The sequence below is a fragment of the Desulfovibrio inopinatus DSM 10711 genome (assembly GCF_000429305.1).
Classification (GTDB): domain Bacteria; phylum Desulfobacterota; class Desulfovibrionia; order Desulfovibrionales; family Desulfovibrionaceae; genus Alteridesulfovibrio; species Alteridesulfovibrio inopinatus.
Genome location: NZ_KE386878.1, coordinates 394124 through 418755, shown reverse-complemented (window position 1 = coordinate 418755; position 24632 = coordinate 394124). Strand labels below are relative to the sequence as shown.

The window sequence follows — 24632 nt, the reverse complement described above, 5'->3', positions numbered from 1 at the left end:
AGGGGGTTCGGGGGAGAGGGGAGGAGAAGAGGGGGGAAACCCCTTTCCTTAAAAGGGGTTGCTTCCCTCTTTTCCTCTTCTCTCCCCCGACCGTCGGAGACAAACCAGATCAAATTAAACCAAACCTATCACCTACACTTCAAACAGCATTTCCAGGTCTGTTCGGGTGAGTGACTTCCAGGCTTGTTGGCCGGGGATGATGGCTTCGGCCACGCCTTTTTTCATGTCTTGCAGCTTGAGGATTTTTTCCTCGACTGTGTTTTGGCAAATCATCTTATAGGCGAAAACTTGCCGCTTCTGCCCGATACGGTGGGTTCGGTCGGTGGCTTGGTTTTCCACGGCCGGGTTCCACCAGGGATCGTAATGAATAACGTAGTCCGCACTCGTCAGGTTGAGACCGGTCCCACCGGCCTTGAGCGAGATGAGGAAGATGGGGATGGACTCGTCATTGTTGAACCGATCGACTTGGTCGAAACGATCCTTACTCGACCCGTCGAGATAGGCAAACGGCGTCTTGCTGATCTGCAACCACGACCGGATGATATGAAGCATCTGGACGAACTGCGAGAAGACAAGCACCTTGTGGCCTTCCTCGATGATGTCGGTGACAAGATCCTTGAAGGCGTCGAACTTGCCGGAGGGCAGGTTCGTGTTCACGCCGGGCATGTCGAGCTTGAGCAAACGCGGGTGACAACAAATTTGCCGTAACTTGAGCAAGGCGTCGAGGATGGACATCTGGCTCTTGGCAATGCCTTTCTCGTCCACGGTCTTGAGCACCTGATCCTTGAGCTTCTTGGCCAGGGCGGCGTAGAGATCGACCTGCTCGTCCATGAGATTGCAGTAGTAGACGTTCTCGACCTTGGGCGGCAGATCCTTGGCCACTTCGTTCTTGGTACGCCGCAAGATGAAGGGCTTTACCCGACCGCGCAAGTAGTTGAGGGTTTCTTCGTCGCCGTCCTTGATGGGCTTGACGATACCACGCTGGAAGGCATTCTGACTGCCCAGGAAACCGGGCATAAGGAATTCGAAGAGTGACCACAGCTCGAACAAATTGTTCTCGATGGGCGTCCCGGACAAGCACAAGCGCAGGGAAGCGTTGAGCTTGCGAACGGAGCGAGCCGTGATGGTATTCGGATTCTTGATGTTCTGGGCTTCGTCGAGAATGATGGTGGCGAAATCAAACTTGAGCAATTCATCCAAGTCGCGACGCAACAACGCATAGGTTGTGATGACGAGATTGGATGAAGCGATTTTCTTGAACAAGCCTTCACGCTTGGCCCCATAAACAATGAGGCACTTGAGGTCGGGCACGAACTTCTGTGCTTCCCGTTCCCAGTTGGGCAGGACGGAGGTAGGCACAATGATGAGGTTGGGGGAGTCGACACCGCGTTCATGCAGGTGTTGGATAAACGACAACGTCTGAATCGTTTTCCCCAGGCCCATTTCGTCGGCCAGAATACCGCCGAATCCATAATCACGCAGAAAGTTGAGGTAACTCAAGCCTTGCACCTGATAGGGACGCAGGGTGGCGCTCAACCCGTGAGGCTGCTTGACCTGGACGATTTCCTTGAAGTCGTAAATCTTCTGCTTGAGATTATTCCAAAAGGAGTCCGTACGCAGATTGGGCATGTCTTCGACAAGCTTGTCGAGCACCGGTGCCTCAAACTGCTTGAACCGCTTCGCGGGCGGCTTCTCCGGATCGTATCCCAGCGATTTGAGCTTGTGAGCCAGCTTGTTGAGCCAGGATTCGGGCAGACTGGTGTAGGAGCCGTCTTTGAGCTGTACATAACGCTTGCCCTGGGTCCAGGCCTTCCAGATTTTTTCGATGGGGACTTTCTGGTCGTCGTACTCCACGGTGAGTTCGAGATTGAACCATTTATCCTCTTCATCGGATTCGACTTCGGCCACCACATTGGGCTGGGTAAGACGAACTTTGTACCGGGTCAGGTTCTTTTCACCATAGACACGATATTTCTCGACCAACTTGGGATAGGCGTCGAGCAGGAAGGCAATGGCTTCTTCGGGTTCGAGAAACCAGTTGGCATAATTGCGGGGCTGAAAATTCATGTCCGTCAGGATGGTGATGAGATCGTTCTCGGCATCCTGATCACGGGCAAGCAAATAGGCCTTGCCATCATATTGATAACTGCCCGTCTGCAATTCCGGGTTGGGACCTTCCAGCGTAATTTCACCGTGTTCGGTCTCGTAAATGTTCTGCACTTTGAGGGTGAGCAGGCTGCCTTCTTCATCGAGAAAGAGCTTGGGCAGATAATTTGCTGGCACAAAGATGGGTTTCATCTTTTCCAGGAAGGCTTCCTGACCATGGATTTCCGAGACCGGGAGACGTGTCCAGACGCGGTCCAGAAATTCCGAAACTTCGGCGGTGCCAACCATGGGATTTTGCTGAACAAGCTCTTGGACAAGATTGGATTGCAACGAGGTCTGAACGGGGTAAAAACTCTTGTTCCACAAGACCCACAACGGCATTTGCCCGTAAAAATAGACTTCCTGGCCTAAAATGGAAAAGGGCGGTTTGCCGGCTCGGCTCAAGAGAATGTCAAAGGACAATCCTTCTTCGGTGAGCAGTGGGGAGAGCTTGAGCCGCATGGTTTTCTTTTCGATGCGTACCGGCTGTTCGGAGTCGCGCCAGAACAAATAGTAATCCTTGCCCACGGCCCAGAGAAACCAGGTCAACAATCCGGGCGGAATTTCAACGCGGTGTCCGGCATAGTCGAGCAGGTGGGCGATCTGATCGGCGACTTTCGGCAAATTGGGGGCGGATTCGCACCATTCAGGGTTGCGAATGATGTGTTCCAACGAGATTTCGTTATGCACGGTGGACAGGCCGGACTTGTTTTGTCTGGCTCGGAAAAACGCAACCTGCAATCGGCCGTGTTCGGGATAAAACCGATAGATGAGATAATGCCGACCCGGTTCGGGTTCGGGCTCGGTGGAAAAGAAGGACCGGAAGGTTTGTCGCCATTCCCCACGCGGCTTGACCTGCGTTGTTTCTTCTTCTTTGACATCCTCGAACGACTGTTTCGCCTTGAGGGCCGCCGCCCCGATATGACGGCAGACGCCGGAAAAAGAGTCGGGGCAATTGCAATAGTAATTCACGGTGCCGTCTTTGAGATTGACACCAAGTTCGGAAGAGTAGACTTGAAAGTCTTCCCCCTGAATTTGCGCATCGATATCTAAATAGTGGTCCCGCGGTTTGATATTAAGTTTCTGCACGCCGTTTTGGGCGAGAATAGAATGGGAGCCGTCCAGGATATATTCCGGGACGGTTTCACGGATAAAGGATTCCAGGACTTTCTTGGCTCGAGTCCCGTCGACATCATGAGACATGCTACAGCCATCTCCTTACAAGATGAAAATATACCCGAAAGATTCGGGGGAGGAAGACTTTACTTTAAGGCGTTTCTTGCGTGATACTTGCAACCGGACAATGATGTCCTTTTGTGAAAGTTCTGACAACAAGGAATGCCAATATTACTTTGATTATTTTTGGCCTATTTTCAAGTCTTCACGCCATGAAAATGCAAATAAAGATGAATACGCTTGTTTTTCTTGGGCTTTTCTTTGCCTTTTTTTATGCCTTCGCAGTGGGGAAGGGCATAGTTTGGGCCGATTCGGGGGCAGACCAATGCGTTCCCCGCGAAGCCGCTCATGTTGGTGGCCGCATTGTACGTGCCAGCTTGGCCGATGCGACGACGTTGTTGCCTCCATTGGCGACGGACGAAGCGTCATTCGATATCATGAACCAGGTGTATGTGGCGCTGGTCCGTTATGATAAAGATCTCAACCTCGTGGATTGGGCCGCCCGATCACATGAAGTGATCGAGAACGGAACCGCCATCCAATTTACGCTGCGTGATGATATCCGATGGACAGACGGGACACCATTGACCGTGGCCGATGTACAATTCACGTACAAATGTATGATCGACCCCAAAACTCCAACGGCTTATGCCGAAGATTTTCTCAACGTTGCCAGCCTTGAACAGACGGGGCCGTGGTCCTTTGTCGTGCGCTATAAAGAAGTGCGCGCCGACTCTCTGGCAACCTGGGCGTTTCCCATCCTGCCTGCGCACCTGCTGGAGGGGACCAATATTACCAAAAGTACGCTTGGTCGCAAGCCCATTGGTGCAGGCCCATTTGTTTTGTCTTCCTGGAAAACCGGACGGCATATCGTGTTGCGTGCGAATCCCGATTATTTCTTGGGTCGACCGTATATTGATGAGGCGGTTATTCGGGTTATTCCCGACGACGCGACCATGTTTTTGGAACTTTCGGCCGGGAATATCGACGTCATGACCTTGTCACCGTTGCAGTATATGCGCCAGACAAGCGGGCCGGCATGGGATCGAAAGTTTGTGAAAATGCGCTATCTCGATGCCAGCTACATCTATTTGGCCTATAATCAGAAACATCCATTTTTCAAGGATGTGCGCGTACGCCGGGCCATCGCCCATGCCGTCGACAAGCGCGAAATCATCAAGGGTGTACTCCTTGGTCAAGGCGTGCCAGCTAGAGGACCGTATATGCCGGGAACATGGATGTATAATACCCGGATTCAGGACTATGACTACAACCCGGAAAAGGCCCGGGCACTGTTGGCCGAAGCCGGATTCGTCGACACGGATGGAGATGGCATTGTGGAGCAAGACGGTCGTCCCTTTGTGTTCACCATTCTCGTCAATCAGGGCAATATGCGTCGCGCCAAGATAGCAGCCATCATACAATATCGTTTGGCGTTTGTCGGCATTCGGGTCACGGTGCGGACGGTGGAATGGGCCGCCTTTATCAAGAATTTCGTCAATACGGGGCGTTTCGATGCGGTGGTTCTGGGTTGGAATATTCTACCCGATCCGGATATTTTCGACGTATGGCATTCCTCCAAAATCGATGGTGGTCTTAATTTTATTGCATTCAATGATCCGGAACTTGACCAATTACTTGAGACCGGCCGCACAACACTTGACCGCTCTGAGCGCAAGCGTATGTATGATAGAGTGCAAGTCATATTACACGAAAAACAGCCGTATCTGTTTTTGTACGTGCCCTATGCCTTGCCCATTGTATCGAGTCGCATTAAGAACGTTTGCCCGGCACCAGCCGGTATTGATTATAATTTTGACCGATGGTGGGTGTCAGCCCCCGACAACACACAAGCCCTGCAGAAGTAATAACTATGATTCGGATTCATGAAATAATAGAGAAGATATCGTCGTATCTCAACGAAGCTGATGTGGCTCTCGTACAAAAGGCCTATGTGTTCTCGGCTCGGGCTCACTTGGGACAAACCCGCCTTTCGGGTGAACCCTATTTGTCGCACCCTCTTGAAGCAGCCAATATTTTAGCGGATATGCGGCTCGATGCGGCCACCATCGCAGCGGGACTCCTGCACGATACGGTTGAAGACACCCAAACTACGGTGGACGAACTGGAAGAACTCTTCGGCGAAGAAGTGGCCGACATCGTAGATGGCGTCACGAAGATCAGCCTGATGACCTTCGACTCCAAAGAAGAAGCTCAATCCGAGAATATTCGTAAGCTCATTCTCGCCATGGCCGAGGATATCCGAGTCGTGCTCGTGAAGCTGGCGGACCGGCTGCATAATATGCGCACGCTTGATTTTCAGAAGCACTACAAACAAGCGCTCATCTCCCGAGAAACCCTTGAAATCTATGCTCCTCTGGCCAGCCGCCTGGGCTTGTACCGCATCAAAACCGAACTCGAAGACCTGAGCCTCAAATATCTCAAGCCGGATGTCTATGCCCAGATTAATGAGGGTATTGCCAAAAGCCATACGGCCGGTGAAGTCTATATTGAAAGAGTCATTCAGTTTATTGAAAGTCTTCTCGATGAAAACAGCATCAAGGGGCGGGTTTATGGACGGCGCAAACATATTTTCAGCATTTACCACAAAATGAAGCAGCAAGGCCTGACGCTTGATCAGGTCTATGACATCATTGCTTTCCGCGTCATCGTCCGTTCGCTCAAAGATTGTTATGCCGTGCTCGGACTGGTTCACTCGCTGTGGAAGCCGGTCCATGGTCGGTTCAAAGACTATATTTCGATGCCGAAAAACAACATGTATCAGAGCTTGCATACCACGGTGGTGGGGCCGGAGGGCGAGCGCATCGAAATTCAAATTCGTACCGATGAAATGAACCAACTCGCCGAGTTCGGTGTGGCTGCACACTGGCGCTACAAAGAAAAAGGCAAGGGCGGGTTCAAAGCCAAGGACGTAGAACGTTTCACCTGGCTACGCCAGATCATGGACTGGCAACGTCATACCAACGACCCTCGCGAGTTCATGACGACGCTACGCTACGACCTGTTTCAGGACGAGGTCTATGTCTTTACGCCGCAGGGTGAGGTCAAAGAACTTCCCGAAGGTGCCACGCCGATCGATTTTGCCTACCTCATTCATACCGAAGTCGGTGACCATTGCGCCGGCGCGAAGATCAACGGCCGACTGCAACCGCTGGCTACCGCGCTCAAGAACGGGGATACGGTCGCCATTTTTACGGATAACCACCGCACCCCGAGCCGTGACTGGCTCAAGATCGTCAAAACCGCCAAAGCACGCACCCGCATTAAGCACTGGATTCGTACGGAAGAACGCTCTCGCAGCATTGCCCTGGGTAAGGAAATGCTGGAGAAAGAAGGCCGCAAGGTGGGGATAAACCTGCAAAAGGTCCACAAAGACGGCTCCTTAGACGAACTCGCCAAAGACTTTTCTTTTCCGAATGCCGATGAGCTCTTTTCGGCCGTGGGCTATGTCCGCATCACGGCGCGTAAAGTGCTTGGTCGATTGCAGGCCAAGAACGAAGAGGCCAAACCAGGCACCGGACAGAAAGTCGAGCCGGTCAAAGAGACGAAAAAGAAGGACACGGCCAAAGAGCCGGGATCGGATTCGGTGCGAATCAAGGGCGTTGACGATGTGCTGGTTCATTTTGCCGGTTGCTGTCATCCGCTGCCCGGTGAACCGATTGTCGGCTATATCAGCCGGGGCCGTGGGGTTGTTGTGCATACTCACGATTGTCCCAACGTGGCAACCTTCGAACCGGAACGGCTGCTGCAAATTTCCTGGGAAGGCGAAAGCGACCATCCCTATCCGGCCAAGATTGAACTCATCACCAAGAACAAGCCGGGCGTCCTGGCCAATATTGCCAACCTCATGGCTCATGAAAGCGTCAATATTTCCTCGGGGACATTCCGTTCAACCGTGGAAGGGAAAACGAATATCGAGTTTACGGTTGAAGTTAAAGATTCCGATCACCTGTATCATGTTATGGAGATGATGCGGAAAATTGAGGATGTACACGAAGTAACGCGTCATGTCGTACATGGTCCGGTGTCGCAGAATCGGGACTCATAACCGTCCTCATTCACCTCGACATCAGGAGATGGCATGGGTTTTCAGATTCAGGACATTCTTCATGGTAAGGCCAAGTCTCTCATTCACCTGGAAACCGACCCGGGCCTTGGTTGCACGGAACCTGCCGCCATTGGGTTGGCTGCGGCGTCCGCCGCGTCTCTACTGCACAATCCACCAGAAAACATTGTTCTGACAACTGACCCGAACCTGCATCGCAATGCAATGGGCGTGGTCATTCCCAACTCCGGGGGCAGGACGTCCATTGCGTTGGCCGCGGCGATGGGAGCCATGGCCGGTGATCCGGCAAAGCGGTTGCAAGTGTTTGCCTCCATTGAACAGGACGGTCTCGACAAGGCGCTTGCTCTGGTTGCCGCGGGTGGGGTCACGGTGGAGATTGACCGCGCACAAGAGGCGTTGTTCGTCAAGGTCGTCATCACTGCCAAAGACCAGCAAGCAACCTGCCTGATTGAAGGTCGCCACGATAATATTGTTTCCCTTACATTAAACGGCGAGGCCGTGACGGACAGTCCCCTGTTGAGCGCGCAAACAGCTGATGGTCCGGAACCGTTGACGGAGCTGGAATCCTGGCTGATGAGCCTGAGCCTGGATTCCATGATCGACCTGCTGGATGACCTGGACGAGGACGATTTCGCCTACATGCGTCAGGGACTGCATTTGAATATGGCGCTTGCTGAATATGGTCTTAAACACGGTCCTGGTTTAGGCGTTGGCAGAACACAGCTTTCTCTTATGCGCCAGGGGCTTTTACATGAAGATATGCCGCTCCATGCCGGCACAGTGGCCGCCGCGGGCATTGACTCCCGCATGGGCGGCGTCAGTCTGTCGGCCATGACTCTTGCCGGAAGCGGTAACCAGGGTATTGCCGCCAGCACGCCCATTGCCGCGGCCAGTGAATTTATGACTATCGAGGATGAAGCCCTGATCTATAAGGCGCTCACCCTGAGTGCCATGGTGACGTGCCTCGTCAAAGCTCGCGTGGGTCGACTTTCGGCCATTTGCGGGAGTGCGATTGCCGGGGGCGCGGGCGTGGCTGCGGGTGTCTGTTATCTCTTGGGCGGAACGACACAAAAAATCGGCGGCGCCATCACCAATCATATCGAGAATACATCCACCCTCATTTGCGACGGCGCCAAGACGAGTTGCGCCCTCAAGGTCGGCGATGCGGCAAGTTCAGCCGTGAAAAGCGCCCTACTTGCCTTGAATGGCGTCATTGTCAGCCCCATTGACGGTATCGTCGGGCGCAGTGGCGAAGAATCCATTGCCAATCTGGGGACATTGTCCGCGAAGGGCATGCAAGGCATGACACCGGCTATCTTAGACATCATGCTGGCGAAGTGTCCGTGAGCGTTTCTCGCTGTTGGTCTTTCACTCTCACGCTCATTTGAACGACGCAGGAGATAGCATGCGCACATCTGGCCAACCTGTGCTGACCGTGGCGTTAATGGTGACGGGAAATTTGTTAGGGGCGGGGATTTTGGCGTTGCCCATCAATCTCGGTCCCGCCGGTATTCTGCCGGCAACCGTGGGGATTATTCTTGTTTGGGCACTGATGCTCTTGTCTTCGTATATTCTGGCGGATCAAAAGGAATTGGTCACCGGCGAGACCGGAGGCCTGCCGTCATTTTTCGCATTGAAACTCGGCCCCATCGGCAAATGGGTCGCTGTGGTTTCCGATCTCATCATCCTCTACGGCGTCCTCACCGCCTATCTTGTGGGGGTGACGTCTATTCTCGTGAACCTGTTCAATCTTGAGCAGGGATGGGTGATCACGCTTGGATTCTTCGTGATTGTGGCCGGACTGACAAGTTTCGGCACGGCCATATTGCGCCGGTGTAATGCCGTGATCATGATCGTTATGGTGGCGACCTTCCTCGTGTTGTCGGCAATGGTGCTGCCGGAGGTCGATATTGCTCGTGCGATGCCGTTGCAATGGGGATTTCTCCCTGCGGCGTTGCCGGTGGTGCTGACCGCGTTTTTGTATCACAACCTGATACCTACGGTATGCAGAGAATTGGGCCAGGACAGAGGAGCGGTGCGCAAAGCCATGTATATCGGGTCGCTCATCGGGCTGGTCATGAATTTGTCGTGGACCGTGGTTGTGTTTTGTGCCTTGCCCATGGAGGGACCGGATAACATCAGTATTCTTCATGCATTCCAGGTGAATCTTCCAGCAACCGTTCCATTATCTAAGCTCCTGCAATCATCGTTATTTACCAATGTGGGCCTGGTGTTCGCCATTTTGTCCATGACGGCCGCATTCATGGCCAATGGTGTGGCGCTGTTGGATTTTTTGAAAGACCTGAGTTCCAATACCTTCCACGTTGATCATAAACTCGTGATTTGGATTGTGGCCTTTATTCCGCCGCTTTTCGTGTCGCTGGCCTATCCGGATGTGTTTTTGGTGGCGCTCAATGTCGTGGGCGGAATCGGCGTCTGTATCTTTTTCGGCATCCTGCCCAGCATTTTGCTGTTGCGCCAGAAGAGTACGAAAAGCAAAATGTTAGGATGGATCATGCTTGTCCTCTTCGGTCTCATCCTGCTTTTCGAACTCGGTCAAGAATTTGGCCTGACCCACATCGACCCGGATGTGGATTACTGGATACAACAACCCTTTGGGGGATAACACCGGTAGGTACGGTATGCTTTTCATGATCGGTGAGCCGTCAAGTTTTTCCTGACTGCTCATCGATCGTGGGCATCGTACACAACGTCGTGTTGCACCTTTGCGAATCGCGCCCTTCATTTTTCTTCATAATTTGCTCCACAGAAAATCATTTATTTTTTCCCATATTCGTTGGGGTGTCTTTACGTTCACCGTATGCAATGTATGTGTTAAGTACGCTAAAAACGTATTTTGATTGACAATTACGTATGCTTCACATATAATCACCTTGGATTGTTTGGTTTTTTATCAGGTGGTTTCTGCATACCTCCAGACAGAGCGATTCATGCGGTCAATCGACCGGAACACTCACTACGTCCAACAAGAAAGGCGGTGAACGAATGGGGAAGGCACCGGCGTTTCAGTTTTATCCCAAAGACTGGCTATCGGATGCCAGTTTGCGGATGTGCTCTCCGGCAACGCGAGGGATTTGGATCGATTGTTTATGTCTTATTCCAATTCTAATTCGAAATAGCTTTAATAATCCATTGCCAAGCTACAATGGATTTGACTCGTTTATGGTCAGTTTCAAGATTTGAGAGTGAGCTGACAAGATGATTTTCCAAGCTGGCAAGATCATCAAATACTCTATTGTGAAAGTATTTTTCTTTTACTTCGTCCCATATATGCTCCACGGGGTTGAGTTCTGGAGAATATGGTGGTTGTATAATGAGTTTGATATTCCATGGAATGATCAAGGATTTACTTTTGTGCCATCCAGCCCCGTCAGCAATCATAAGGATGCGTTCATTCGGATAACGCGAACTCACTTCGTTCAGGAAAATTTGCATGCATGATGTCTTGACATATGGAAGAACGAGGCTGTCCATATTTCCTTCCAAGATACTTACAGCTGAATAAGCATATGTATATTGTTGAGAAATCATTGTTTTACATATTGGTCTTTCCGGTTTGGGGCACCAGCAACGCCGAGCTTCAGAGATCAAGCCAAATCGTGCCTCATCTTGGAACATGAGTCTCAGCGGAAGATCTTCTTGCCATCCTTGTGTGTTATCTTGGACTATGAATTTGAGTTTTTTTTCCAAGCCTCTTGCGCCTCGACATCCGCCGCTACATGACGTTTATCGGGAGCCAGTTTTCGCCAGCCATGTCGGTGCAAGAGGTTGTAGGCTGAGGAAAGAGGAATCTTTCGCCCAAGCCGTTGTTCGAGGGCCCGATGTATCTCGGCTACGACGAGGATTTCTCCTTCCTTTGCTTTTTGAAGAAATGGCTCAAGGAAATCTTTTTCTGCTTCAGGTGTTAGGTTTTGACGCCTTCTTCCACCTGTTCCTGGTTTTTGGTTGACCGTACAGGCACCACTCTGGATGAATTCAGTCCTCGCTTGGGAAGTCCATCGTACAGAGCGACCTATCAAAAGAGCCGTTTGTTCAAGAGAAATCCCCATTTCTAAAGGGAAAATAACAGCCTGGAGCTGACGGAGTTCGTCGACAGTCTTCGCTTTGTTTAAAGCGCGTTTGGCTTGTTCAAGAAGCTCGTTGCCTTTTGGAATTCGTCCCATATGTATCTCCTTACGAAGATCTACTATGGCATGCTGGAGTTAGAATTGGAATTACGTTTTGTGGAGTCATCTCAAGATTTCTATTGAACAGGAAGCGATCCTACAGAAACTTTCTCCATCATACCAGAGATATGGCACTTTGAGCCTGATTAACCGTCTAGCGTGAGATTTGTTTCCAGAAGCCGCGTGGCGGCTCTCATCACCCGTTGCTACGGGAGAGAAAAGACAAAGATATTGCGATGATCGGTACAACGACAGGACCGATGCGACTCTTTTTTTACTCTTTATCCAAGTCATCAAACAGAAAATGGGTGTGCCCGACACCGAGCACACCCATTCCGATATGAACTGTCAGGAATTGGATCTAACGACGCTTACTTTTAAAGGCAACCCGAAAACATGCTATTGCCCCACCCCACGTAATGCCAAGACCCAAAAGCATCATAATAATTGCATTGGTCGTCATATATTATCTCCTTTTCAGGAATCTTTGATTCGTATTGATACTCTCTGCAAACGCATGGTCCTTTCGTGCTAAAATAATGGCAAAGACACTGCAGAGAAACAGATTGGACCAACCAAACGTGAGCGTTGCTGTTGTCGAGTATCCACCATAGCTTGTGGAGATGTCTTCTATGAAGTTGGAAATGAGCATAAATCCAAGCATGGCAGGGACAAGAAAACGCAGACTATTTGTCCACAACATGCCGACGTTGATTTCAGACACCCTATTTGCATGGATGCGAAGTTCATCAATATTGCAGAACCAGACAACAAACAGGATTTCGACAAGACCGCCGATGAGCACACCAAAATTGTTGATAAAGTGATCAACAATATCCAACAACAAGAGCCCCCCACCCGTTGTAAAGGCAATACTGATCAAAAATCCGGTAACACAAAAGATCGTCGCCGCTTTTTTACGCGATATGTCGATTTTATCCATAAGTGCCGCAACAACGACTTCGTTCAGAGAAATCATAGAGGAGAGGCCGGCAACACAGAGCGCAAGAAAAAACAAAATGCCGAAAAATGCCGGAGCAGGCATCAAGTTAATCGCCGTCGGTAAGGTGATAAAGGCCAACCCCACACCGGAACCAGCGACTTCACTAACGGGAACACCCTGTTGATGTGCCATATAGCCGAGCACGCTGAAAATCATGATACCGGAAATGATACTGAATCCGCAGTTGATAAAGACGGTCATGCAGGCATTATTATTGATATCTGAGTCTTCAGGCAGGTAACTGGCGTAAGACAACATGATGCCAAATCCGATGGACAAAGAATAAAAAATCTGTCCAAAGGCGTCGGCCCACACTTTACCATCCAATGTTGCGGAAAAATCGGGTTTAAATAACCAGTTGAGCCCCTCAGTTGCACCGGGAAGCATCAACCCTCGACCGATGAAAATGAAAACAAGCAAAAAAAGCAACGGCATGAAAATTTTATTGATCCGTTCAATTCCACTTTTCACACCGGTAAACACTGCAATGTAGGTAAAAAGCCATGCTGCCGCAGTCGCGAATAATATTGCGGGCTGCACCCCACCCATGTCCAGAGGGGAATCGGTGAGTCCCAGAAATTCTCCGTAAAAAAACGCCTTCGGATCCGCGCCCCAACCTTGAGACACGGCAAGAAAACAGTAATTGATGGCCCAGGCGACAACAACGACATAGTATGTTGTGATGATAAAGGACACCACGACCTGCCACCAGCCGAGCCATTCCCATTTTTTCGAAATCGAGGAAAATACCTTCGGGGCAGATCCCTTAAATTTTTGCCCAAGAGCAAATTCAAGAATCATAAGCGGGATGCCCGCGGCAAGCATTGCCACGAAATACGGAATAAGAAAGGCGCCGCCTCCGTTTTCATAGACCATATAGGGAAAGCGCCAAATGTTACCAAGACCGATAGCGGAGCCCACAGCAGCCATGATAAAGCCAGTCCGGGACCCCCATGTTTCTCTTCCATGCATGTTATTTCATCTCCGTTCAAAAAAAGTTGGCCAACCTCTCGCAACTTTTTTGTGAAGTCAACCCACGACACAAATGCAGTGAACCGTTAGCACTTCACCATTGAAAGGAGTCGAATTTGTTCGTCGACGTCTGATCTCGGCTTCAATCGATGCATTGATACTTCTTCTTGATCCACTTCAGAAATCGTCCAAACACGCTAGCGCCGATATTATTACCGTGAAAGGGTTAGGGACGTCTCCAAATTCACATTTGATTCAACAGGAGTTTGTACTCTCCGGAGCGATTCAGTGTGTTTTCTGTACTCCGGGTATGATTATAGCGACGAAAGCATTGCTGGCTGTAAACTCCGACGAAGAGACTCGGAAGTGGTCTGATACATTCGACCACTTCCGAGTCCTTATAATTGCATCGAAAACGAGGCGTTCTTCTCTTCCACTTCCCAACGTTTCCTGATGAGATGAGTACCTGAAATATCTTACCGAAGACGCGCCTCGTCTTCGGCAATCAAAATTCGTAACGCAAAGCAGCGTTGAGGGACGGTACATCTTCTCGGGAGTATTCTTTGTGACCTTCTCCACTTTCTCGGTATAGCGACATACCTCCCTGAAAATTCCAGGCACCTCCAAAGCTGAATTTCAAGGATTCTGTCGGAGAAATGTCGACCCATAATCCTGTGGAGTATCCGAAGAACTCGACATATCCCTTGCGACGCACACTGCTCTTGTCAGCTAATCGGTACAAACCGTATTCTACCTCTCCTGTCAGACGCAGTCCAATCACGTTGTTGAGTTGGAAGGCGATATGTGAATACGGAAAACCGAGTTCGAATTCCATCCCATCAAGAGCACGGGGGCGATACATTATGTCCAACACTGGAAATGGATACGATTTGATTTGATGCCATACGACTCCAGCCCCAAGGCGTACGGCCCATTCGGGCGACGGCGTCCAAACGCCCCCACCGCCTGCTGTAATCCCGAGAGAACCGCTAATTTCTTTTTCATACGACGCAGACGCGTCAACCCAAGCAAAATAATCAAATCGTTTGCTCAACGCTCCAGAATGATGCAGGCCGATACCGACTCGATTCAGCCCTTCCCATGGAGATGAATGCCCGTTGCCAAAAGGCAGACGGTTCGTCTTGTACCACGAATAGAAATCGCGACGAACCGAAACATTGACAGTTATATAGTCCGTTTTCAATGAAACATCCGCTCCAGCCCGTATCCGTCCAACTTTTCCCGAGCCGCCATTGATCGAAGCCGGCAAATCTATGACACCATTCCCTGCAATCGGCATTTTTATTTCATCATCAGCCCACGAGAAACATGGGACAAGCAAGGCCAAAAGAAAAAATCCCATACCAAAATACAACAAAGGGAACTTCCCCCGCATCCATAATCGTTCACCCAAACTCCAACAAAGACCCTGTAGTCGATGATGTTGCGTTGTCACTCCATGCAGTACATTCATGTTTCTCTCCATGTTTTCAACACTTTTGTCACCGATCGGTGACATTTTGTTTAAAAAAACACCTCATACAACGTTCCCCGACGTGACGCATTCCACATCATTTCGATTAGACAAAGGTATTGCCAGATGTTCAGGTCTCAATCATATGTCACCAACAAGTGACATGGAATACATAAAAAAAACCGCACGGCACACCTTTCCTCTTCCACCAGTGAAGCGAGTGTATGCAGCGTCTACCGGCGACACTCCGTTTTCTGATCTAAAACCAGAGCAACAATTGTTCGAATCATGGATTCCAGACGAAGCCATCCGGCTTCATCGTCCAAATCAATGCCGGAAAATTCGGATAACGTTGCGGACCGTGTACCGAGGTGGTTGACTGCAGCCCCTATAATGGCTTGGAGCGCCAGAATATCGTGCCCTGCCTCAGTAGGGGGTGCCTGCAAGAGCTGCATAACCTCTGTCCAGCTTGATAAACGAACCGCGTCAAGAGCGTCAGTCAATTCGTTTTGTACCAAAAACCTCCAGGCCAAGACTTCACGGGCAAGCGGACGAGAACGCAATGCTCGAAGATAATTGACCGCGCCATCAGACAACTGTTGAGAAAACGTCTTTTGGGCAAATTCCTCTCTGTTCCCTCCCATAAGTTCGAGCGGTGTTGGCCAGAAACCATCCTGCTGACAAAATGAAGTCACCAACCCTTGAATATTATCAAAATAACGATAAATTAAGACTTTATCGACACCGGCTTCTCGAGCAACAGCGTTTATGCCAACACCTTCAAAGCCTTTTTGGGTTAACACTCTTCCGACTGCATCAATCAAGCGTGCTCTCGTTTCTTTACTTCCCCGTGCCATTATACAATCCTTGTGCACAAGATGTCACCCCATGGTGACACTGTCAACCATCATGTTAACAACAAGCAATCCATGAGGCCCAAAACGCGATGCTCACCTCGCCTTTCCGCTATGATGCGCACAACGTCAAGGTACACAACCGCGATCGAACATTATCATCGGCGCTCGTGTGATGCAAAAATACATCGCGCGATGCAATTTTGCTTCACTCAATCTTGCTTCTTAAAACACCCGAACGCGCCAATCCCCCCTTTCAACTCACCCTCTGCCCGATGCAATATTGCATCGTTTTATTGATTGATGACTGCAATCACGTTCGATTCACAACATACTCCTTCCAACACTATCCAGCTGAATTTAAAAGAAATATCAAAGAAAAATCAACCTTCCACGCTTTTCACATATTCCGGCACACTTATTGAGTACTATGTCACGCTTGACACAATCAACCGTGACAAACAATGCATCAATAATTTGGGGCCTTCATCGCAAACCACGAGCTATCAACAAATACGCCAGAGAATACAAATAATTGCGACAAACGCAATAAAGGAATGCAGACCACTCTGTAGCGTTTTTTTATCAACACGAGAAATCAATGGGCCTCAATATCTCTCCCTGTTCCTGTATATGAACCCAAATTGCTGAAGGAGTCGCCTGATGAAACGAGTGAACATGACAATCAACGGCCTGTCCCGTCAGGTTGTGACCAACGACACCAACGTGTTGCTGGATTTGCTACGAAAAGACTTACAACTTACCGGTACCAAACAATCCTGCGACCGCAAAGGACAATGCGGAGCGTGTATGGTGATCGTCAATGGTAAAACCGCGCTGTCATGTTTAACCAAAGTCAAAGACCTGGATGGCGCCGATATTATTACCGTGGAAGGGTTAGGGACGCCCCAAAATCCACATTTGATTCAACAGGCGTTTGTACTCTCCGGAGCTATTCAGTGTGGTTTCTGTACTCCGGGTATGATTATGGCGACGAAAGCATTGCTGGATGTAAATTCCGATCCCACCCCCGAAGAAATCAAAAAAGCACTACGTCGTAATCTGTGTCGTTGTACCGGTTATACAAAGATCATTGAAGCCGTACAGCTTGCTGCGCGATTCTTACGCAAAGAACTTACGCCAGAAAGCATCATGCCAGCCTCCGATGCTCCGGCAATGGGGACTTCGCATCCGCGGCGTTCATCCATAGAAAAAGCCTGTGGGACCGCACATTTTACGGCCGACATCCTCATTCCGGATGCCTTGGAACTCGCTGTATTACGAAGCACCGTCCCACATGCCACCATCGCCAAACTCGACACCACCAAAGCAGTGTCGATGCCTGGTGTGGCTGGTATTGTCACCGCCGCAGACATCCAGGGAACCAACATTCTCAAATATCTCCAAGACGATCGTCCGGTATTGTGCCATGACAAAGTGCATTATATCGGTGATCCCATCTGTATCGTCGCGGCCGCGACCAAGGCGCAGGCTGAAGCGGCATTGAAAGCCATTGAGCTTGAATTGGAAGAACTGCCCATATTGGGTCATCCTTTTCAATCCATGGAAGAAGGAAGCCTTCGCGTTCACCCCGACCGCGACAACGTGTGCTATGACCAACCGCAAATCAAAGGGGATGCCGACGCAGCGTTGTCCGATTCGGCTGCGGTCATCGAAGCTCGGTTTACCACCCAGATCAACCACCAGGCACCATTGGAACCCGAAGCAACCGTTGCCTACTTCGAAGAAGACGAAGATGCCGACCAGCCTAAGCTTGTAGTTATCGGACGCAGCATCAACATTCACTATCATATGGCCATGCTGCAGGCGGCAGTGGGCTGGGAGAACATGGCCTACATCGAGGCCTACTCCGGTGGACAATTCGGTATTAAAATCGATGTCATTTCCGAAGGCATTGCCGCAGCCGCAGCTGTCCATTTTCAACGAGCCGTACGCTATATTCCCAGCCTGCACGACAGCATGCTTATGACCTCCAAACGCCACGGTTTTACCATGGATGTCAAGCTGGCCGCAGATAACACCGGCAAACTGACCGCCTATCACAATGACTTCATAACCGATAACGGCGCATACTATTCTATCGGCCATGTCGTTGTGTATCGCGCGTTACTGATGCTTTCCGGATCCTACAACATTCCGAACGTCAAAGCGCGGGGACGCCTTGTATACACGAACAATCCATGGGGCAGCGCTGCCCGTGGCGCCGGAGCACCACAAGCCAACTTTGCTCTGGAATGTGCCATGGAAATGCTTGCCAACAAATTGGACATGGATCCATTCGAATTTCGCCTCCTCAACTCCTTGAAGGTCGGCGAAACCAAATCCACGGGACAAGGCGTCACAGAATGGCCTTTCCCAGAGGTCATGGAAAAAATTCGTCCACACTATGAACGTGCAGTTGCCGAAGCACGCGCCACCAGTACGGACACAAAATTGCGTGGAGTCGGGATTGGCACCGGTGCATTCGGCATCGGTGGCCCCAATGACAACGCCGTTGTAGCCGTTGAACTTGATGACGATGGAGGGCTCTCCATCTACGCAGCCGCAGCAGATCCGGGCGAAGGTAACGAATCCATGCTGCTGCAATTAGCCAGCGCCTTTATGAAAATGCCGCTGGATCGCATTCGCGTGAACACCCGTTCAACGGAATATACCGCCGCCAGTGGTGCAGCTGCAGGAAGTCGCATCACGTACATGATCGGCAATGCTCTGATTAATGGTCTCGAACAACTCAAGGCCGCCATGGATGAAACAGGGGCCAAGACTGGAGAAGATCTCAAAGCCGCTGGCCATCAAGCACGCTATCTGGGACGGAAAAAAACCGAAGTTGGTCCGCTCGATCCGCAAACCGGACAAGGCCCATCTTTTGAATCACAAGTCCATGCTGTCCAGCTTGCCGAAGTCGAAGTCGATACCGCTACAGGCAAAACCCGTGTGATCAAAATGACGACTGCTGTTGACGCTGGTCCCGTCATTCATCCTCAAAACTTAGTTGGCCAACTGGATGGTGGTATCGATATGGGGGTCGGCTGGGCACTGCGTGAACAATACATTGCCGGTCAAACCAAAGACTGGGTTTCCTTCAAATTCCCGACCATGGCCACCAGCTTTGATATGGAAACCATCATTCAGGAAACTCCGCGTCCCAAAGGCCCGCTCCAAGTTACGGGTATCGGCGAAATGTGCATGGTTCCCACAGCGCCGGCCGTCATCAACGCTATTTTCAATGCCACTGGAGCATGGATATGTGACTTGCCGGCAACACCGGATAAACTTCTTGCCGCAATGAACAGCGTCAACGCATAGAGCTTGTGTTACGCTAATGCCATAAATCTGGTACACGACGATTGAAAAACATATGCGTTCACAAACGTAAAGAAGAGGGAGCTTACAGCGAGGTCCACGACACAGGTGCACCAATCTGTGGCTTCCTCTTCATCTTCAAAAGGACTGCAGCCTCAAGCAGTGGACGGAAAAAGAGCATGACGGACACAGCACCCCAAAATCCTCACCAAACTCTCTTACGACTCGCCGGACAGGAGATCGTGTTTGACGAAGAAGGCTACTTCATGGACGATACCCAGTGGACGGAAGCAATATGCCGTGAACTTGCTGCACAAAACGGCTTGACTGAGATGCACGAAGAACATTGGCGTGTCCTCTATGCGTATCGCGACTACTATGCATACAACGGCCGTGCCCCACTGAATCGAGATCTCAAAAAAGCTACGGGGATGAGTGTCCTCACTATGGAACGTCTTTTTCCGGGAGGTCTTAAACTTGGAGCCCGCCGACTCTGTGGACTCCCCAACCCCAAGACATGCCAATGATCTATCTGGACAACGCCGCTACTTCGTATCCCAAAAACGAACCCGCTTTGCGTCGAGCGATGGAGCGTTACCTTGCTCTTGGCGCATCTCCCGGACGTGGGGGATATGATCGTGCCGTAGAAGCCGAAGAATTAGTCTCCTCAATCCGCCAAAACATTGCCACCTTTTGTCATGCCCCAACCGGCAGTCACACCTGTTTCGCAGCGAATGCCACTGACGCTCTGAACACCCTCATTCAGGGAATGGCAGATGGCACTTCACATATCGTCTCGACTCGGCTTGAGCACAATTCCGTACTTCGTCCTCTGCGTCACATGCAGTATAACGATTTACTTGAGGTCGATATTCTTGATTTTGATGATCGAGGTTTCGTCTCTGTCGAATCCATAGAAGCAGCCCTGCGTCCCCATACCAAAGCCGTCATTATAACACATGCTTCCAATGTCTTGGGAACAGTGCAGCCTCTGATTAAAATAGGTGCCATGCTCCACAGACACGGTGTTGCCTTGTGCGTGGATGCCTCGCAGAGCGTCGGTCATCTTCCCATCGACATGCAGGCAGCGCATATTGATGCACTCGTATTCACTGGACACAAAGGCCCGGCCGGTCCCACCGGCATAGGAGCACTCGTGCTCGACCCCTGTCTTGACGTGAAACCGTCACGTTTTGGCGGCACGGGAGTTGATTCCCACAATCCGTTTCAGCCGACTGAATACCCTGCTCGTCTGGAATCAGGAACACAGAATATGTTAGGAATCATTGCTCTGGAGGAATGTCTTCGCGATCTGTCGATTCACACACAAAGCATTCGTTTGAAAGAAGAAATGCGCCTGTTGAAGCGGCTCTTTGGAGCCCTTGTCAAACTCCCCGGCGTGAGGGTGTACGGAGGGCACGACATGGAAAAGCAGGTTCCACTTCTCAGTTGCACGGTAAATGATATGAAAGCAGCCGATGTCGGAGCAGTACTTGATGGTGACTTCGATATAGCCGTACGCACAGGTTTACACTGTGCTCCTTTGGTTCATGAACGCCTCGGTACGGCTCCATACGGAACGGTACGCTTCAGTCTGGGATCGCATACAACGGATGCCGACATTGATGCGGCCATAGAGGCGATGCAGGAAATCGCACAGTCATGTGGTTCATCTTAATAAATACATACATACGACGATCGGAGAAAAAACGAAATCGTCATACCGTCAGATCCTGAAGAGTGTCTTTTTCTGTCGCGGTTATTTCCTGAGCAATCTGTTTGATTTGTTCACGCAACCACATATTCCCTGGGTCACGTTCTTGTGCGGCATTCCAGTATAAATTCAGCATAAAACGCGTATCGGGGAGCGGAACTGGCAGAATATTCAACGGCAACCCATGAATACATTCTCTCGCCACTCTCTCCCCTATGTGTGCAATACAGTCAGACCCAGCCACCAGCTTCGGAATCAGTGTCTCTTGTTCTATAGTTAGTACAATATTACGACCAGCACGGCCAAAATTAACATACATATCAAGAGGATCCCCCGAAGAATCCTTCAGACACAACGAAATGAACTCAGCCTGTTGATATTGTTCCTTTGTAATGCCCTCTTTGAATTCAGGGTGGCCGCGACGCACGATGAGTACATCTCTATCCTCAAGGAGTCGGCAATACCTGATATGCCGCCCATAGGGCTGTTCAATACCGATCAATGCATCAATGCCTCCTTCACTGAGCAATTCTTCACGATTTTCGATAGTTGTCTGTCGAATCCGTAAACAAATCCCTGGAGCGAGACGCCGAATGCGCTCCAACAAAGATGGCAACAGCACAACAACGCCATAGTCCCCCATCCCTAATGTAAACTCACGTTGACTCCTTGCCGGATTGAAACGATCACGATCGAATACGACCGACTCAAGCATACTCAATGCTCGAGACACATCAGGGTACAATCCAGAAGCCAACGATGTCGGCTCCATGTGCTTTCCCTGACGAATAAATAACGCATCATCAAACATATCTCGTAATCGAGAAAGAGCGTGGCTAACGGCGGATTGCGTGAGATTAACGCGCCGTCCTGCCCGCGTCAGGCTGCGTTCGATATATATTGCCTCGAAAATGACCAAGAGATTTAGGTCGGATTCAATAAGATGACGTGCGTTCATACTGAGGATGAAAAGGTTTCAGTGGATAATTCTGATTCCACCATCGTATAAATGGCGAATATTCAACAATTACTTCATGCCAAGGAGGCGTTTATGACCATGGTCATGTTTGGATCCATACTGCTCGTGATAGCATCATCGTCTTGTTATCATTTGACACAAAAAACACTCTCGTCAACAGCTTCGCCGTTCAATTTACTGGCAATAACGTACGGATTGGCCGTTGTTATTTGCTTAACCGCCGCACGGATACTCCCCTCGGAAACAGGACTCATCGAAACCGTACGAACCCACGGCATTGCCATTACACTGCTCAGTCTGGCCGTCGTCGGCATTGAAACAGGTTTTCTGATGACATACCGCACGGGCTGGAGTGTTGGTGTCCTCCCTATCTTTATTAATGCTGGAGTGACATTGGCACTTATTCCGGTTGGCTTCATTTTTTATCGAGAACACCTCGGTGCAGCCAATATATTCGGTATTATCCTCATTGTGGCAGGTCTGTTTCTTCTTGGCCGCAGATAGATTCTCGACGAACCGTTCTATCACGCATAGCCGGAAGTTCCACGTAGATCGAAGTTCCTTTGTCCGGCTCGGATTCGGCCCAAATCAACCCACCGTAATGGTCGATGATATTTTTACAGATTGCCAAGCCAAGACCGGTACCTTTCGGCTTTTCGATCAACGTATTGCCTTGTTGCACAGCTTGCTGAAACTTATCAAAGATCATTGAAAGATTGCTTTTTGTCATTCCGACACCGGTATCGGTCACAACAAATTGTACCCAATCATCAGAGCAAGATCCGTGGATACAAATCGAACCTCTCGGCGTAAACTTTACAGCGTTATGTAATAAATTCACAAAAATCTGCATCGCCTTGTCACGGTCAATGTACAATGGCGGTATATCATTTGGCATAGTCACACGCACAGCAAGGTGACGTTGCTCTGCTAATGACATAATACTGGCTGTAGAGCGTTCAAAGACCTCAGACATATCGACGACGGTATCATGCCACTGCATTCGACCAGATTCGATTTTGGCCAAATCCAGGAAGTCATTGACTAAACGCGTCAAACGCTCCCCTTCCACAATAATGATGTCCAGATTGGAGGCAATGCGGCTGGCGCGCTTGCTGGGTGGCTTGCTTCCTGGTGAATTCAAATATTCTCGACGAAAGTCCTTCAGAATAATCTTGGCAAACCCGAGTATCGACGTCAGTGGAGTTCGTAATTCATGAGAGACTGACGAAACAAACGATGACTTCATTTCATCCAGCGCTCTTAAGCGTTGATTGGCATCTTCCAATTTCCTTGCTTTTCGTTCCAATGCCTGGGTGCGCACCCGGACAAGTTTGCCCAAATTCGTATTGAGTTCTTCAAGTTCACGCCGCTTGATTTCATCCTTTTGTCGCAACGCACGAAGCCGAAACACCATTTTATTGAATTGCCGACATAAATAGCCCATTTCCCCGGGAGCATCCTCATCGACCTTCGTATCAAGATTTCCCCGGCTCACCGACTGACACAAGTTCGTCAGGTCGGCAATTGGTCGCAAAAGGGATCGCAACAACAGGGCAAGAGCTAATCCAACCAAAACAATGGAGCCCAATGCAGGCATAGAAATGCTCGCAATCAATTGAGGCAACCCGGCGTTCACTTCTTCAGTATAAGCTGAGACACAGACGTACCAGCCGGTAATAGGTTCCCGAACACACCATGCTATTTTGGAATGCGTGAAGGTATTGCGTTCATCTGGCTTCTCCCAGTCATAGGATAAAATATTTTTGCCAAAGGGACGTTCCGCTGTGTCTTTCAGTGATTGACACATGTCTTTGTACAAGCTGGTCGTTGACAGTGTCACATAATCACCACCAATAATGTTCGGATGCGCAACCCAATGACATTGTTCATTAAAAACAAAGACATATCCTGTCTTGGCAATAACAATCTCTTGAATTCTGGCACGAAGCTCGTTCAGCGCTGTCTGGAAATGATCGTTCAGTCCTTTCTCAATACCATCCAATGGCGTTATGGTGAAAATCCAAAGATCCCATGGAGAGTAGCGTGTATTCGCCACAAGAACCGGAACGGTTTTTCCATTCTTTTGTTCCAGTTGAAATACATGATAATGTCTGGAACCGGGAAAATGGAGGGAAGTTGCACTATTTTGTACAACGAAGAGTGACTCACCGTATTTATCACGAAATTCGGCCGCATCCTTCCCGATGAGTTCGGATTGCGGGTGAAGAAGTACGGAGCCTCCCGCAGAAACAAGAACAATTTGTGGATCAAGCCAGGTCGTCATCTCTTGAATCTGCTGAAAAGCCGCGTGTCGAGCTTCTTCAGGTTGCATTGTGCCCGATTGGACGTGCTCATCAAATGTTTCTAACAGATGAACAATAAAAAACGTTGAATCTTCGGCGGTACGTTTTTTTTCATCAATAGCAAAAGAACGCATCTCATCCATAGAAATACGAGTCCGCCCGATAAGATCCACTGTATTGCGTAAAATCGTCACCATATTCTCGTCACGCAATGTGTGTATCATGGACCGACTGATCCACCATGAAGCAAAAATAGCTACGGCAGATGTGAGGAGACCGATAACAAGCGCGGCCAGGAGGAAGCGTAAATAAATGGACTGAGGTAATAGGTGAACAAGCTTGCCGAAGAAGCCTCTGTTGAGTTCAGTTGGTGGACTCTGCTTTTGAGAAGAAAACGAAGCCTGCGGCATG

Annotated in this window: 18 protein-coding genes; 9 read left to right on the top strand and 9 right to left on the bottom strand. The window is 49.9% G+C overall.

Going from position 1 to position 24632, the window contains the following annotated elements; translation table 11 throughout:
- Nucleotides 1-132 precede the first annotated feature (132 nt).
- A complete protein-coding gene (locus tag G451_RS0122475; protein WP_027186008.1) occupies nucleotides 133-3348 on the bottom strand; it encodes a DEAD/DEAH box helicase in 3216 nt (1071 codons plus the stop codon).
- 203 nt (nucleotides 3349-3551) lie between these two features.
- On the opposite strand from G451_RS0122475, the gene G451_RS31155 reads away from it, so the two are divergent.
- The 4 genes from G451_RS31155 to G451_RS0122455 are packed head-to-tail and all read left to right on the top strand — an operon-like array spanning nucleotide 3552 to nucleotide 10034.
- Nucleotides 3552-5189, top strand: a complete 1638-nt coding sequence (locus G451_RS31155) for a peptide-binding protein (RefSeq protein WP_169727927.1) — start codon at nucleotides 3552-3554, stop codon at nucleotides 5187-5189.
- Between the two features lie 5 nt (nucleotides 5190-5194).
- The gene (locus G451_RS0122465) at nucleotides 5195-7390 is read left to right on the top strand and encodes a RelA/SpoT family protein (protein WP_027186007.1); all 2196 of its coding nucleotides are present in this window, start codon (nucleotides 5195-5197) and stop codon (nucleotides 7388-7390) included.
- Between the two features lie 33 nt (nucleotides 7391-7423).
- Complete coding sequence (locus tag G451_RS0122460; protein WP_027186006.1) at nucleotides 7424-8755, top strand: L-serine ammonia-lyase, iron-sulfur-dependent, subunit alpha; 1332 nt, start codon at nucleotides 7424-7426, stop codon at nucleotides 8753-8755.
- 58 nt (nucleotides 8756-8813) lie between these two features.
- Nucleotides 8814-10034 carry an aromatic amino acid transport family protein gene (locus tag G451_RS0122455; RefSeq protein ID WP_027186005.1) on the top strand — a complete coding sequence of 407 codons (1221 nt, stop codon included), beginning with the start codon at nucleotides 8814-8816 and terminating at the stop codon, nucleotides 10032-10034.
- A 500-nt stretch (nucleotides 10035-10534) separates the two neighbouring features.
- Here G451_RS0122455 and G451_RS34875 read toward each other — a convergent pair whose 3' ends face one another.
- The 4 genes from G451_RS34875 to G451_RS0122435 all read right to left on the bottom strand — a co-directional run bounded on the left by G451_RS34875 (nucleotide 10535) and on the right by G451_RS0122435 (nucleotide 13570).
- Nucleotides 10535-11119 (bottom strand): IS630 family transposase, encoded by a 585-nt coding sequence (locus tag G451_RS34875; protein WP_211236378.1) that lies wholly within the window; start codon nucleotides 11117-11119, stop codon nucleotides 10535-10537.
- Nucleotides 11095-11592 carry a winged helix-turn-helix domain-containing protein gene (locus G451_RS0122445; protein ID WP_027186003.1) on the bottom strand — a complete coding sequence of 166 codons (498 nt, stop codon included), beginning with the start codon at nucleotides 11590-11592 and terminating at the stop codon, nucleotides 11095-11097. The genes G451_RS34875 and G451_RS0122445 overlap by 25 nt, the downstream gene beginning before the upstream one ends.
- Nucleotides 11593-11956: 364 nt before the next feature.
- Complete coding sequence (locus G451_RS34355) at nucleotides 11957-12058, bottom strand: MetS family NSS transporter small subunit (protein ID WP_156921763.1); 102 nt, start codon at nucleotides 12056-12058, stop codon at nucleotides 11957-11959.
- A gap of 3 nt (nucleotides 12059-12061) precedes the next feature.
- On the bottom strand, nucleotides 12062-13570 hold the full coding sequence (locus G451_RS0122435) for a sodium-dependent transporter (protein WP_027186002.1): 1509 nt from the start codon (nucleotides 13568-13570) through the stop codon (nucleotides 12062-12064).
- Nucleotides 13571-13787: 217 nt separating this feature from the next.
- Here G451_RS0122435 and G451_RS35450 point away from each other — a divergent pair, with 217 nt between their 5' ends.
- On the top strand, nucleotides 13788-14024 hold the full coding sequence (locus G451_RS35450) for a 2Fe-2S iron-sulfur cluster-binding protein (RefSeq protein ID WP_425387526.1): 237 nt from the start codon (nucleotides 13788-13790) through the stop codon (nucleotides 14022-14024).
- A 51-nt stretch (nucleotides 14025-14075) separates the two neighbouring features.
- Here G451_RS35450 and G451_RS0122430 read toward each other — a convergent pair whose 3' ends face one another.
- Together G451_RS0122430 and G451_RS0122425 are read right to left on the bottom strand one after the other, a co-directional pair.
- Complete coding sequence (locus tag G451_RS0122430) at nucleotides 14076-15044, bottom strand: hypothetical protein (protein WP_027186001.1); 969 nt, start codon at nucleotides 15042-15044, stop codon at nucleotides 14076-14078.
- 233 nt (nucleotides 15045-15277) lie between these two features.
- A complete protein-coding gene (locus G451_RS0122425) occupies nucleotides 15278-15901 on the bottom strand; it encodes a TetR/AcrR family transcriptional regulator (RefSeq protein WP_034643407.1) in 624 nt (207 codons plus the stop codon).
- Nucleotides 15902-16561: 660 nt separating this feature from the next.
- Here G451_RS0122425 and G451_RS0122420 point away from each other — a divergent pair.
- From G451_RS0122420 to G451_RS0122410, 3 genes are all read left to right on the top strand, one after another.
- Nucleotides 16562-19225: a molybdopterin-dependent oxidoreductase gene (locus G451_RS0122420; RefSeq protein WP_027185999.1), complete on the top strand. Its 2664-nt coding sequence runs from the start codon at nucleotides 16562-16564 to the stop codon at nucleotides 19223-19225.
- A 176-nt stretch (nucleotides 19226-19401) separates the two neighbouring features.
- A complete protein-coding gene (locus tag G451_RS0122415) occupies nucleotides 19402-19749 on the top strand; it encodes a TusE/DsrC/DsvC family sulfur relay protein (RefSeq protein ID WP_051261792.1) in 348 nt (115 codons plus the stop codon).
- Entirely contained in the window at nucleotides 19746-20900 is a 1155-nt protein-coding gene (locus tag G451_RS0122410) for an aminotransferase class V-fold PLP-dependent enzyme (protein ID WP_027185997.1), read from the top strand. Before G451_RS0122415 ends, G451_RS0122410 begins: the two co-directional genes overlap by 4 nt.
- Before the next feature lie 40 nt (nucleotides 20901-20940).
- Here G451_RS0122410 and G451_RS31150 read toward each other — a convergent pair whose 3' ends face one another.
- Complete coding sequence (locus G451_RS31150; protein ID WP_051261790.1) at nucleotides 20941-21894, bottom strand: LysR family transcriptional regulator; 954 nt, start codon at nucleotides 21892-21894, stop codon at nucleotides 20941-20943.
- Nucleotides 21895-21987: 93 nt separating this feature from the next.
- On the opposite strand from G451_RS31150, the gene G451_RS0122400 reads away from it, so the two are divergent.
- Nucleotides 21988-22419: a hypothetical protein gene (locus G451_RS0122400; protein ID WP_027185996.1), complete on the top strand. Its 432-nt coding sequence runs from the start codon at nucleotides 21988-21990 to the stop codon at nucleotides 22417-22419.
- Here G451_RS0122400 and G451_RS33285 read toward each other — a convergent pair.
- A complete protein-coding gene (locus G451_RS33285) occupies nucleotides 22382-24631 on the bottom strand; it encodes an ATP-binding protein (RefSeq protein ID WP_051261789.1) in 2250 nt (749 codons plus the stop codon). The genes G451_RS0122400 and G451_RS33285 overlap by 38 nt on opposite strands.
- Nucleotide 24632 lies beyond the last annotated feature (1 nt).